We start from the raw sequence: 13,005 nt of genomic DNA on the forward strand, positions 1-13,005 counted from the left end.
GGTCCGCAGTGACGACGGCTTCGTCCAGACCTACCTCATCCACCAGGTCGACCCCGCCGCTCAGCCACCGTTTCACGTCGCCGACCAAGTGACCATCAACGCGAGACGCGACGGGAAGACCGCGGTGTTGTCCACCATTCGGCCTCCCCTGTCACCGGGTCACTAGCCTGCTATCAGAGCGCGCCCTCCTGCTCCGACGGCAGCGCCGCCGGGCCTTCGATCTCGGGCGCCACGGATGACGTGGTTGGCGTCGTCGGCGGCGTGGTCTCGGTGGTGGTCTCTCCCGTTGTGGCCTCTTCGGTCGGCACCGGACCAGGCGTGGACGGCTCGGGCTCGGCCCAGCTGGTCGTGGCGACGGACAACCCGCCCATGGCGAGGATCGCACCGGCGCCGGCACTAGCGGCCATCACCTTCAAAGTCTTGGCATGCACGTTCATCACTCCAATTCGGTCAACTCGAATACGCATCTCGAATACGCACTAAGAAGGGGCTGAACCCCTTCAACCATTCGGGTAACCGAAGCGGACGTGCACCAAACTCGCAGCGCTCTACCATCCAGCTCTCAGGCGGGCATCACGTCAGCCGGGAAGTCCTTGCTCCTCCTTCGGTAGCGGCGCCGGACCCTTGATCGCCGGTGCGGCTTCGCCGATGGCGGGCGCACTCGGCGGCGCGGACACGGTACTGGTGGCGCCCAACGACATCTGAGTGGGTCCGGCCACCGACTCTGGCGCCATCTGACCCTCTACGACGCCCACGCTCAAGGCCCCGAGGGTCACCACGGCACTGCCGCCGACGACCGCGGCGAACACCCTTGCGCTGTAATGCATGTCACAAATCCGATCTGTAGATCCATCTGTGGACTAGTTACTCACCACCAAGTCAACGCGCTGCGTCTGTGAACCGGCTGCATCGACCCTGCTAGTTCTCTTTGCCAACCGCCGTGCCGCAACGCGGTCTTCGAGCGTCGATCTCCTACCCTGTGCCCATGGGGTTTTCGACGGGCGCGACATGACGCGATTCCTGGCTCGTCGGGCATTCAACTACGTCGTACTGCTGGCACTGGCGTCGTTCCTCACGTTCGCGCTGGCCTCGCTGACGTTCCATCCCCTCGACAGCCTGCTGGAACGGAACCCGCGGCCACCCGACTCGGTGATCGCCGCCAGGACCACTGAGCTGGGTCTCGACAAGCCGATACCCCTGCGCTACGGCGAGTGGGCGGCACGCGCGTGGCACGGCGATTTCGGCAAGACCATCACCGGCCAGCCCGTTGCCGACGAGCTCGGACGAAGAATCTGGATCAGCCTGCGCTTGGTGCTGATCGGCTCACTGGTCGGCACGTTCATCGGCGTGTTGGTCGGCGCCTGGGGCGCGGTCCGCCAATACCGGCTGTCCGACCGCGTCATCACGGTCACGTCGCTGGTGTTGATCAGCACGCCGACGTTCGTCGTCGCCAACCTGCTGATTCTGGCGGCACTGAAGGTCAACTCCATACTCGGGTTTCAGCTGTTCGAGTACACCGGGGAGACCTCTTCGACTCCGGTGGGCGGGGCGTGGAGCCAGTTCGTCGACCGGTTACAGCACTTGGTGCTGCCGACTCTGACGCTCGCCCTGTCCGCCATCGCCGGCTATAGCCGATACCAGCGCAACGCGATGCTCGACGTGCTGGGCCAGGACTTCATCCGGACCGCGCGCGCGAAGGGCCTGACGCGGCGGCAGGCCCTGTTCAAGCACGGACTGCGCACCGCGTTGATTCCCATGGCGACGTTGTTCGCCTACAGCGTCAGCGGTTTGGTCGCGGGCGCAGTCTTCGTCGAGCAGATCTTCGGCTGGCACGGCATGGGCGAGTGGGTGGTGCAGGGCATCACGAATCAGGACATCAACGTCGTCGCCGCGGTGACCCTGTTCTTCGGTGCGACGATCCTGTTCGGCGGCTTGCTGTCCGACGTGATGTACGCCGCACTGGACCCGAGGGTGAGGGTGACGTGACCGAACCGGTGACCACACAGGAGAGTACAACCGCTCAGTCCGGCATCGCCGCCGTGGCTTTCGCATCACGGCGCACCCTCGTGCTGCGGAGGTTCCTTCGCAACCGGCTCGCGGTGGCGGCGCTGGCGATCCTGGTGCTGTTGTTCGTCGCATGTTACGCGCTGCCGCCCCTGCTGCCATGGAACTATGCCCAGCTCGACTACCTGTCGTTGCAGCAGCCGCCCAGCGGGCGCCACTGGTTCGGCACCAACGCACTTGGCCAAGACCTGCTGGCACAGACGCTGCGCGGCATGCAGAAGTCGCTGCTGATAGGCGTTTTCGTCGCCTTCATCTCGACGATCATCGCCGCCACCGTCGGATCGATGGCCGGCTTCTTCGGTGGCTGGCGAGACCGCGCGTCGATGTGGGTGGTCGACCTGCTTCTGGTCGTGCCGAGCTTCATCCTGATTGCGGTCGTCACACCGCGGATAAAGCACTCGGACACCACCTTCTGGCTCATCCTGCTGCTGTCTGCCTTCAGCTGGATGATCAGTTCCCGTATCGTCCGCGGGCTGACGATGAGCCTGCGCGAGCGCGAGTTCGTCACGGCCGCAAGATATATGGGTGTCAGTAACTGGCGCATCATCGCTCGCCACATACTGCCCAACGTCGCATCGATCCTCATCGTGGACACCGCGCTCAACGTAGGCGTCGCGATTCTGGCCGAGACGGGGCTCAGCTTTCTCGGGTTCGGGATCCAGCCACCCGACGTGTCGTTGGGCACGCTGATCGCCGACGGCACCGCATCCGTGTCGACGTTTCCGTGGGTCTTCCTGTTCCCGGCAGGCGTATTGGTGCTCATCGTGCTGTGCGCCAACCAGATTGGCGACGGGCTTCGAGACGCGCTCGACCCAGGATCCAGAACGCTACGGCGGCGAAAATGACCGATCTGCTCCAAGTGACCGACCTGTTGGTCACCTTCCCCACCGATGCCGAAGAGGTGGCCGCGGTCCGCGGAATGACGTTCGACGTGCGACCCCGTGAAGTGGTCGCCCTTGTCGGTGAATCCGGAGCGGGCAAGTCGGCGACGGCAATGGCGATCGTGGGGCTGCTGCCGGAGTTCGCGAGGGTGTCGGGATCGGTGCGATTGCACGGCGACGAACTGATCGGCTTGGACGACAAACGCCTGTCCCGCATCCGGGGCCAGGTCATCGGGACGGTGTTCCAGGACCCGATGTCTGCCCTCACCCCCGTCTACACCGTCGGCGACCAGATCGCCGAGGCGTTGCGCGTGCACCAGCGCGACCTGAGCGGCCGCGCGGCCCGGACGAGGGCCGTCGAGCTGCTGGAACTCGTCGGCATCTCCCAGCCCGATCGGCGGGCCAGGTCATTCCCGCACGAACTGTCCGGCGGCGAGCGTCAGCGCGTCGTGATCGCGATGGCCATTTCGAACGACCCCGACCTGATCGTCTGCGATGAGCCGACGACCGCTCTCGACGTCACCGTGCAGGCGCAGATCCTCGACGTTCTGCGGACGGCGCGCGACGTCACCGGCGCAGGCGTCCTGATCATCACCCACGACCTCGGTGTGGTGTCCGAGTTCGCCGACCGCGCTCTGGTGATGTACGCGGGCAGGGCAGTCGAGACGGCACCGGTCGCCGACCTGGCCCGAACCCGCGCCATGCCGTACACGGTCGGACTGCTGGGCTCGGTGCCTCGCCTCGACGCCGCCCAGGGCTCCCGACTGGTGCCGATCCCCGGTGCTCCGCCGTCGATGGCCGCCCTTGCGCCGGGTTGTCCGTTCGCGCCCCGCTGCCCGCTGGTGATCGACGACTGCCGTTCCGAGGAGCCTGCACTGCGGACGATCGCGCCAGACCACGAGGCCGCGTGCATTCGTACCGACCAGGTCGAAGGCCGTTCCGCACCCGACGTCTACGGTGTCTCGACGGACCCGCCCGAATGGACCCTCGATGCCGATGCCCCCGTGGTGCTGCGCGTGGAGAACCTGATCAAGACGTACAAGCTGACCAAGGGTGCGGTGTTCCGACGCCAGATCGGCGAGGTGCGGGCGGTCGACGGAATCAGTTTCGAGCTACGGCAGGGCAGGACGCTGGGAATCGTCGGCGAATCGGGGTCCGGCAAGTCGACGACACTGCACCAGATCCTGGAATTGACCAAGCCTCAGGGCGGTTCGATCGAAGTGCTTGGGCGCGACGTCGGCACCCTCGACCCGCGGGGACGGCGCTCTCTACGCGGGGACCTTCAGGTGGTGTTTCAGGACCCGGTCGCCTCACTCGACCCCCGCCTACCCGTCTTCGACGTGCTCGCAGAACCGTTGACCGCCAACGGCTTCGCCGGGAAGGACGTCGACGAACGGGTAATCGAACTGCTGAAAGTGGTCGGCATGCGCCACGAGGACGCCAGCCGGTACCCCGGCGAGTTCTCCGGCGGGCAGAAGCAGCGCATCGGCATCGCACGGGCCCTCGCACTTCGGCCGAAGATCATGGCGCTCGACGAGCCGGTGTCGGCCCTTGACGTCTCCATCCAGGCCGGGATCATCAACTTGCTGCTGGATCTGCAGCGGCGCTTTGGGCTGTCCTACCTCTTCGTCTCGCACGACCTGTCGGTGGTCAAGCACCTCGCGCACGACGTCGTCGTCATGCTCAAGGGCTCCGTCGTCGAATCCGGTCCCGCCACCACGGTATTCGGAGATCCCCGACACGAGTACACCCGGCGGCTGCTGAGCGCCGTACCCCAGCCCGCGGCGGGCTGAGACATCCGCTGAGTCCTCACGGTGGCTACCGTGAGGACCCAGGACCCGACGCGGCGCCCCGTAGAACGGTTTGGCACCACTAACATCGGCAGGATGATCACCCGACGTCTTGCCGGTGCCCTCTTCGCGGTCTGCGTGGCCATCACCTCGTGTTCGGGCGGCGAGCAGCCTCCGCCACCGGCTGGCGGCAACGCGGAGATCGGCAAGACCAACGACATCAACCCACAGAACCCCGCCACGCTGCGCGACGGTGGCGATCTGCGGCTGGCGTTGACTGGCTATCCGCCCAACTTCAACACCCTTCAGGTGGACGGCAACCTCGGGGAACTGGGTGGCCTGCTCAGATGGACGATGCCTCGCGCGTACGTCATCTCCCCCGACGGCGCGGCGACGGTGAACAAGGACTACTTCACCGACATCGAGCTCACCAAGACCGATCCCCAGGTCGTGACCTACACGATCAATCCCAAGGCCGTGTGGACCGACGGAACGCCGATCACGTGGGAGGACATCGCCTCGCAGATCGACGCCACCAAGGGCACCGACCCCGCATACCAGATCGCCGCGCCCAACGGCAGCGAGCGGGTGGCATCGGTCACGAGGGGTGTCGACGACCGGCAGGCCATCGTCACCTTCGCCAAGCACTACGCCGAGTGGAAGGGCATGTTCGCGGGTAACGGCATGCTCTATCCCAAGAACATGACGGCCAACCCCGATGCGTTCAACCGTGCCCAGCTCAATGCACCCGGCCCGTCGGCAGGTCCGTTCATGGTCACGAACGTGGACAAGGGCGCGCAGCGGATCACGTTGGGGCGCAACCCGAAGTGGTGGGGAGTGCCACCGAAGCTGAACACCGTCACCTATTCCGTGTTGGCTGACGCCGCCACGATCCCCGCGTTGCAGAACGGCGCACTCGACGCCGTCGGCCTCGCCACCCTCGACGAACTCACGATCGCGCGACGCACGCAGGGCATCTCGATCCGCCGTGCGCCCGCGGCCAGTTGGTACCACTTCACCTTCAACGGCGCACAGGGCTCGATTCTGGCCGACCCCGCATTGAGATCTGCGGTCGCCAAGGGATTCGACCGCCAAGCCATCGCCAGCGTCAGCCAGCGCGGGCTCGTCGATACGCCGACGCCATTGAACAACCACATCTACGTCGCGGGCCAGGAGGGCTACCAGGACAACAGCATCCCCTTCGACCCCGAGGCGGCCAAGCGGGAGCTCGACGGTCTGGGCTGGACGATGAACGGGCAATTTCGCGAGAAGGACGGTCGCAAACTCGTGATCCGTGACGTCTTCTACGACGCCCAGAGCACACGGCAGATCGCGCAGATCGCCCAAAGCACGCTTGCGCAGATTGGAGTGGACCTGCAGTTGACCGCCGTGGCTGGCGGCTCACTGTTCAGTGACTACATCACGCCGGGAAACTTCGACGTCGCCCAGTTCGCCTGGGGCGGCGACGCATTCCCGCTGTCTGGACTGAACCAGATCTACCTGTCGAAGGGCGAGAGCAACTACGGAAAGATCGGCAGCCCGGAAATCGATGCCAAGATCGAGGACACGCTCGCCGAGCTCGATCCGGTAGCGGCGCGCGTCAAGGCCAACGAACTCGACAAGATGATCTGGGCGATCGGATTCAGCCTGCCGCTGTTCCAGTCGCCGGGCAACGTGGCGGTGCGCAGCAATCTGGCCAACTACGGGCCGGCAGGCATCGGCGACTTGAACTACACCATTGTCGGGTTCATGAAGTAGTCCCGCCGTTTCCCTGCGCAGCTGGCGAGGCGGGCTCGGACGTCGAGGTGACGTGACGAACCGCCCGCGGCACCACGGACGGCACCACCGATTCCGCAGCCGCGGCGGCGGTGATCGCCCGCCTCAGCAGGCGGACGCTCAGCACGCTGGGCTCCGCGTCGAGTTGGACTGAGCGACCGGGCAGTTCACCCATCTCACCGGCGTATACGGCCTTCACGATCTCCAGCGCCGAGGCTTCCTTGACGTCGATGATGCTATGGCCGGTGGTGGGCATCTCGACGAGCACCGAATCCGGGATCAAGTCCACGATCCGGCACGCAACGGCACGCGGCGTGGTGAGGTCGCGACCACCCGAGATCACCGCGGTCGGCCATCCGAACCCAGGCATCGCCGCGACGAGGTCATAGGGCTCGGCGACGAAATCGACTTCACCGATGGCCATTTCGCGCAGTGCCACAGCCGGGTCGAGCGGCTTGCCGTCCGGCACCGCGCCGTAGTTGAGCTCGCGGTAGCCGATGCGGCCGACGAGGTCGGGTTCGTTGTGAAACGGCGTGGTGCGCTCGGCCAGCAGCCGGGTGCCGAGTCCGACGGCGCCCCACACCCAGTCGTGATCCGCGAGCAACAGGTCGAGCTGCCGACCGAGAAGCTCAGGGCCGCCTAGTCCGTACATGTCGGCGGCGAGTTGAGTCGACGCAGGGGTGAGCACACCGTCCTCGACGAGAATGCGCACCTTCGCTGCAAGCTCGGCAGTCTCGGGCTCGTCGCCGTCCCACAGCACCCGGCGGACGGCCGCCCGCACCGCATCGATGTCGTCGGCCGCCAACAGCGGAGAGTCCAGGACCATCGCGTGCACCCGTCCTGGGTGTTGCAGCCCGACGCCCGCGGCCAGATACGTGCCGTACGACGTGCCGTAGAGGACCGCCTCGCCGACCTGAGCATCGTCGAGCACTGCGGCGATGTCGCGGACTGCGGCGTCCACCGTCAACGCCTCCTTGGGTAGGTCGACACCCTCGTCGTCGTGCCGGGACATCCCGACGCCGCGGTGCTCGACCATGATCACGTCCAGGCACTCGGCCACGGCGTGCTTGCGCAACCCGCGGTAGAGGGCCACCGATGCTGCGCCAGGGCCGCCAGGGATGATCACCAGCGGGTGAGCGGACTTCTCGCCGATGCGGACGTAGAACAGATCGAACTCGTCAGGCCCGTCAACCAGGATGGGCCTGCGGACGGAGCGCACACCGGGCAGCGCCGCCAGCCTCTCCTGGACTCGGCGGCGCCCAGCATTCATGGTCATCGGCCATCATTGTGCCCCGTCGGAGATTCTTAGGTTCGGCATGAGCCAAAGCAGTGCCGCCATGCGTGTCCTTGCGTAGAAACGAGGCCATGACCACCGTCGAGAACAACAGCCGCATTCTGCCCGGCTCGCCACAGTGGGACGAGCTGCTGGCCCGCATAGCGGCCGGCGCCAAGGACCGAGACCTCAACGACGAGAACCCCTTTGACCAGGTCGCCGCGCTCAAGCGGGCGAGCTTCGGAACACTGCGGCTACCTCCGGAACTCGGCGGGGCGGGATTGACTGTCCCGCAACTGTTCTCCGCGGTGATCGACGTCGCCAGGGCCGATCCCATTGTGGCCCACATCTTCCGGACGCACTTCTGGTTCACCGAGGAGCGTCTGCGCGCGGCCACGGATCCTGCGTCTGCGCAATGGCTGCGCAAGGTCGCGGGCGGCAAGCTCTTCGGCAACGCATTCAGCGAGAAGGGCGGCAACGCCGTGGGCAGCCTGGTGTTCAACACCCGACTGCTGCCCGATCCGGCCGGAGGATACCGGCTGGATGGCGAGAAGTTCTACAGCACCGGCACCCTGTTCTCCGACTATCTGACGGTCACCGCCACGACCGACCACGACTCCGTCGCGACCGTCGTGGTGCCCGCGGACCGCACTGGCGTGAAGCTGATCGACGACTGGGACGGGTTCGGCCAGCGCCGCACCGGCACGGGGACCACTATCTTCAAGAACGTTTCGCTCACCTCCGACGAGATCCTCGCCGACGCGCCGTACGACGCCGAACCGGTGCCATCGGTGCAGTACGCGTCCTTGCAGCTCTACATCCACGCGGTGGTCGCGGGCATCTTGGCCGCCGTCGTTGACGACGGGGTGAACCTCTTGCGCTCCCGCGATCGCAGCTTCAGCCACGCCCCAACCGACCGTCCCACCGACGACCCACACCTGCAGCGTCTGCTCGGCGAGCTGGCCAGTACCGCCTACATCGCGAAGGTGGCCGTGCTCGACGCCGCCGAGGCGATCGCCACGGCGACCAACTCGGCCGCCTCGACGTCCGACGGCAACCCGGACGCGGAGTTGGCGACCGAGGCCCAGCTCAAGGTCGCGAAGGTCAAGGTCCACCTCGACGCGATCGCCCCCGAGGCCGCGACCCGGCTGCTGGAGCTCGGTGGTGCCAGCGCGGCCAGCAGGCAGAAGGGCCTCGACCGGCACTGGCGCAACATCCGGACGATCACGCTGCACAACCCCGTGGCCTACAAGGCGGTCGCGATCGGCCAGAACCTGCTGCATGGCACACCCGTTCCCGCCAACGCCTACTTCTGAACTCGCGATTTGTGTGCGTTCAGCGGCGGTGAGCGCCGGTGAAGGCACACAAACCGCTAGACCGTGCCGGGCGGGTAGATCATCGCATCGGGTGGTGTGCTGGTGCTGCGCGCCAATGGGTAGTACACGACAAACGTGATCACGATCCCGACGATCCACGAGATATCGGCTCCGCCAAGCATTTCCGTCAGAGGTCCGGTGTAAAGCTTCTGCGCCAGAAACGGAATCTGAACGAGGATGCCCACCACGTAGCTGAATAGGGCTGCGGCGTTCCATCGGCCGTAGCGACCGTCGGGGTCGTAGAGGGCGGGGATGTCGACCCTCTCGCGCGAGATCAGGTAGTAGTCGGTGAGGTTGATCGCGCTCCACGGGGTGAAGACCATCAGCAGGATCAGGATGAAGTTCTTGAAATTGTCCAGGAAGTCGGCGCTGGCGCCGATCGCCACGAGGACCGACAGCGCGATGAATCCCACGATGTAGGCGACCCGTGCGCCGCCGGAGACACGGGACTTGCCGCTGAACGCCGTGACGGTGGTGAGCACCGACATGAAGCCGCCGTAGGCATTGAGGCAGTTCACAGTGAGCTTGCCAACGAGAATCACCAGGTAGATGAGGACTGCGACCGCCGTCGGGCCCGCCAGTGCGCCGATGAAGCCGACCTGGTCGGACAGGAACGCGTCACCCGCGACGGCTGCTAGCAGCGCGCCGAAGGTCATCGACCATTGCGATCCGAGGACGCTGCCCGCGAAGGTTGCCCAGAACGTCGTTCGCTCACTGGTGCTGCGGGGTAGGTAGCGCGAGTAGTCGGCGACATACGGGCCGAACGTCAGCTGCCAGCCCGCTCCCAGAGATATCGCCAACAGGAAGGTCACGATGTCGAAGCCCTTGAGGCCGACGAAGTCGGACAGGTTGTACTGCATGACCAGCCGCACGGCCAGGTAGGTGAACCCGACGATGCCGACGACGGTCGCGATGCGGCCGACGACGTGGATCAGTCGGTAGCCGGTTACCGCTACGACGGCGGTCAGAGCGCCGAACACCAGAATTCCGACTGTCGAGTCGTGAACGTGCAGAATCCCTTCGACGGCCTGCCCGGCCAGCACGCTGCCGGTCGCGGCGAACCCGATGTACATCAGGACCACTAGGCAGAGCGGGACGATCGCACCGAATACGCCGAATTGCGCGCGGCTCGAAATCATCTGCGGTAGGCCCATTCTCGGCCCCTGCGCGGAGTGCAGCGCCATCACTGCGCCGCCGGCGATGTTGCCGATCAGCAGGCCGGCGATCGCCCAGAGAGCATCGGCTCCGAACACCACCGCCAGGGCTCCGTCGACGATCGCCGTGATCTGCATGTTCGCGCCGAACCACAGCGTGAACTGCGCAAGCGGCGTTCCGTGGCGCTCCTCGTCGGGAATGACATCGATGGTGCGCCGTTCCAGCTTCGGGCGTGTCCGGCGGGAACCTTCGTCGCTCATGGCACCTTCCTTGATGTTGGACGCGCCGGCTAGGTGCTCAACACGAGATGTTGTGCACCGCCGATTCCGGCATAGCGGTCGGGGCTGCACGTCAGGACGATCACCTGGCCGTCGCCACCGACGGCGTCGAATACCTCGCCCATCTTCGCCAGCCGATCGGGATCGCTGAAGCCGAGGGCGTCGTCGATCACGACGGGGACGCCGTCCTCCTTGGCCACCAGCGCCGCACTAGCCAGCCGAGCCACGATGCCCAACTGTTCCCTGGCACCGCCGGACAGCGAGTCGAACGGGACGGTGCAGCCGTGCAGCGTACGGCTGAGCATTCGAAGATCGCCGTCGATCTCGACCTCGAAATCGCCACCGAAGACGATGCGACCCAAGCGCTCGACCTCCGCACGGAACGGTTCCACGTAGCGCAGTCGCGATTGGTCCCGGTGGCGCGTCATCACCGACTGAAGCAACTGTGCCGCACCCGCACGACGCTGGACCCTGGCGTGATCGGCGGCCGCATGTTCGCATTCGGTCCGCGCCTCATCCAGCCGACTCATGCGGCCCTCCGATCCGTACACCCTCAGCTGAGCCGACACCTCGCGCAGCTGGCCACCGACCTCGTCGTGGCGTTCGCCGAGATCGGCCGCACGGCGAGAGGCCTCCGCCAGCTCGGCCGCCACCGCTGCGGGCGCCGCGGCCGCGAGTTCGGTGTCGATCGCGAGCGATTGACCCGCCGCCCCGCGAGCCCGCTCACCGTCGGCCTCGGCCTGAATGACCAGCTGGTCGTCGGACACTGACTCACGTTGCCGGGCAAGGCGTTCCGCTGCCGTGGTGACCTCTTCGCGCGCCGTGGTCAACCTGGCCTGCGCGACGGTCACCGCGCCCGCGAGCTGCATCGCACGCGAGGCTGCCGCGGACGCGGCATCGCGGCGGGACTCGTGCTCGACGCGCGCCTGCCGGTGCGCATCGGTGGCTGCCGCGAGTTCGGCGCGTGCCACCTCGGCTCGTGGGTCACCTGCCCCCGACGCCGGGGCGTCAGTCACCTCGGCGAGCCGCGCCCGCAACGCGTCGACGGCGTCATCGCCGACCAGCGCATCGAGGGTGGCCCGCAGCCGATCGCGGGACGCCGCCAGTTCCCGCCTTCTGCTGTCGAGCGCCCGCGCAGCCGCGACGTCGGCCACACCCGCTTCCTCCAGCAAGACGTCCAGCAGCCGACGTGCCTTGTCGAGCTTTCCCTGGGAGTCGGCGGCAGGTGCTCCTGGCACCACCCGCACCGTCACCACACCCGGCACTTCGACGTCGGTGGAGGTCGTCACGTTCTGTGACCACGTGGCGCCCGCCGAGAGCTCGACGAGCTGGCCTGCGACGAGGAGCCGGACCTCGGTGGCAGCATCGAGTTCCACTCGCGCCGAGGCCAACTCGGCCTGCGCGGCCGCCCGTTCGGTGGCCAGCACGGCCAGCTCGACGTCCCGCATCACGTCGTCGGACAAGGCGATCCGTGCGAACTCGGCGTCCACCCCGAGCAGTTCGCGTTCGACGGTGTCGATCCTGGCGAGCCTGGCCGTCAGCTTCTCCGCCTCGTCACGGCGGGCGACCCGCTCGACCGTGCTGCGGGCGGCGTCGAGCAGAACCTGGCAGCCGTCGGCAGCCACCCTGGCGGCCTCCAAGGCTGCCGCGGTGGCCACGGCAGCCTCGTTCGCGGCGATCTCTTCACTCGCGGCGGCCTCTACCGCCGATTCCAGACCGGTGATGGTGGCGGATCGGTCGGCCAGCTCGGCGCGCAGCCTGCGACGCTCGCCGAGCGCGGCGTCGGAGGCGGCCTGCGCCATCTCGGCCGCCCCGGCGAGGGCACGTGCCTGGGCGAGGCGGTCGGTGAGCTGCTTGACGGTGTCGGCCGCCGCCTGAGCGGCCTCGAGCCGCTCGACGGCCTTCCCGGTGTCGAGTGCGAGCTGCGCCAGTTCAGCTGCAAGCCGACCATGGTCGACCACCGCCTGGTCGACCTCGTCGACCGCCGTCTGGCACGACTCGACCTGCAGCTCAGCCTCGCGCAGACGACCGACCGCGGTGGCCCACTGCCCAGTGGCCCTGCCCGTCGCCGTGAAGTACTGCCGAAACTCGGCGTCGATCCTGTCGATCAGCATCGGCTCGCACCCCGACGTGGTGACCGTCTGCCCCGCCGCGACGTCGAGCGCCCGCGCCAGCGCATCGCAGCCCGAAAGATCAACGGAAGCAGTCGATCCCGACTGCAACACGCGCTGTGCGTGCCAGAGGTCGGTGTCGACGGTCTCGGCGAGGATGGCCTGGACACGGTCATGCGCCTCGTCGCCGGTGAGCTGCTCACGTACCGGTGAGGACACCGTCAGGCTGGTCTGCTGCCTCTTGTGGAAACGCTTGTGGTACTCGAATCGGTAGGGGCCGGTGGAGATCACGGCCGTGATC

General features: G+C 66.8%; 10 protein-coding genes. 5 read left to right on the top strand and 5 right to left on the bottom strand.

From position 1 onward, the window contains the following. Positions 1-173 precede the first annotated feature (173 nt). Both ACRDUX_RS22540 and ACRDUX_RS22545 read right to left on the bottom strand, forming a co-directional pair. Positions 174-431, bottom strand: a complete 258-nt coding sequence (locus ACRDUX_RS22540) for a hypothetical protein (protein WP_526416676.1) — start codon at positions 429-431, stop codon at positions 174-176. Between the two features lie 147 nt (positions 432-578). Beyond that, on the bottom strand, positions 579-827 hold the full coding sequence (locus ACRDUX_RS22545) for a hypothetical protein (RefSeq protein WP_526416678.1): 249 nt from the start codon (positions 825-827) through the stop codon (positions 579-581). A gap of 181 nt (positions 828-1,008) precedes the next feature. On the opposite strand from ACRDUX_RS22545, the gene oppB reads away from it, so the two are divergent. The 4 genes from oppB to oppA all read left to right on the top strand — a co-directional run bounded on the left by oppB (position 1,009) and on the right by oppA (position 6,493). Further along, entirely contained in the window at positions 1,009-1,986 is a 978-nt protein-coding gene (gene oppB / locus ACRDUX_RS22550) for an oligopeptide ABC transporter permease OppB (RefSeq protein WP_526416680.1), read from the top strand. Between the two features lie 53 nt (positions 1,987-2,039). Next, the gene (gene oppC, locus ACRDUX_RS22555) at positions 2,040-2,909 is read left to right on the top strand and encodes an oligopeptide ABC transporter permease OppC (protein WP_526416694.1); all 870 of its coding nucleotides are present in this window, start codon (positions 2,040-2,042) and stop codon (positions 2,907-2,909) included. Next, positions 2,906-4,738 carry an oligopeptide ABC transporter ATP-binding protein OppD gene (gene oppD, locus ACRDUX_RS22560; protein WP_526416682.1) on the top strand — a complete coding sequence of 611 codons (1,833 nt, stop codon included), beginning with the start codon at positions 2,906-2,908 and terminating at the stop codon, positions 4,736-4,738. Before oppC ends, oppD begins: the two co-directional genes overlap by 4 nt. A gap of 93 nt (positions 4,739-4,831) precedes the next feature. After that, entirely contained in the window at positions 4,832-6,493 is a 1,662-nt protein-coding gene (oppA, locus tag ACRDUX_RS22565) for an oligopeptide ABC transporter substrate-binding protein OppA (protein ID WP_526416684.1), read from the top strand. Here the strand turns inward: oppA and ACRDUX_RS22570 are convergent. Beyond that, positions 6,483-7,787 (bottom strand): alpha/beta fold hydrolase, encoded by a 1,305-nt coding sequence (locus ACRDUX_RS22570; RefSeq protein WP_526416686.1) that lies wholly within the window; start codon positions 7,785-7,787, stop codon positions 6,483-6,485. The genes oppA and ACRDUX_RS22570 overlap by 11 nt on opposite strands. An 89-nt stretch (positions 7,788-7,876) precedes the next feature. On the opposite strand from ACRDUX_RS22570, the gene ACRDUX_RS22575 reads away from it, so the two are divergent. Further along, positions 7,877-9,100 (top strand): acyl-CoA dehydrogenase family protein, encoded by a 1,224-nt coding sequence (locus ACRDUX_RS22575; RefSeq protein WP_526416688.1) that lies wholly within the window; start codon positions 7,877-7,879, stop codon positions 9,098-9,100. 56 nt (positions 9,101-9,156) lie between these two features. Here the strand turns inward: ACRDUX_RS22575 and ACRDUX_RS22580 are convergent, their stop codons facing one another. Together ACRDUX_RS22580 and ACRDUX_RS22585 are read right to left on the bottom strand one after the other, a co-directional pair. Further along, positions 9,157-10,575 (bottom strand): purine-cytosine permease family protein, encoded by a 1,419-nt coding sequence (locus ACRDUX_RS22580; protein ID WP_526416690.1) that lies wholly within the window; start codon positions 10,573-10,575, stop codon positions 9,157-9,159. Positions 10,576-10,604: 29 nt separating this feature from the next. Next, positions 10,605-13,005: coiled-coil domain-containing protein (locus ACRDUX_RS22585; protein ID WP_526416692.1), on the bottom strand; the 2,401-nt coding region annotated here is incomplete at its 5' end.

The organism is Mycobacterium sp. (genome assembly GCF_050701675.1).
Classification (GTDB): Bacteria; Actinomycetota; Actinomycetes; order Mycobacteriales; family Mycobacteriaceae; genus Mycobacterium.

Coding starts and splice junctions, on each gene's coding strand:
- ACRDUX_RS22545 (WP_526416678.1), bottom strand. CDS start 827: ATGCATTACAGCGCAAGGGTGTTCGCCGCGGTCGTCGGCGGCAGTGCC.
- oppB (WP_526416680.1), top strand. CDS start 1,009: ATGACGCGATTCCTGGCTCGTCGGGCATTCAACTACGTCGTACTGCTG.
- oppD (WP_526416682.1), top strand. CDS start 2,906: ATGACCGATCTGCTCCAAGTGACCGACCTGTTGGTCACCTTCCCCACC.
- oppA (WP_526416684.1), top strand. CDS start 4,832: ATGATCACCCGACGTCTTGCCGGTGCCCTCTTCGCGGTCTGCGTGGCC.
- ACRDUX_RS22570 (WP_526416686.1), bottom strand. CDS start 7,787: ATGACCATGAATGCTGGGCGCCGCCGAGTCCAGGAGAGGCTGGCGGCG.
- ACRDUX_RS22575 (WP_526416688.1), top strand. CDS start 7,877: ATGACCACCGTCGAGAACAACAGCCGCATTCTGCCCGGCTCGCCACAG.
- ACRDUX_RS22580 (WP_526416690.1), bottom strand. CDS start 10,575: ATGAGCGACGAAGGTTCCCGCCGGACACGCCCGAAGCTGGAACGGCGC.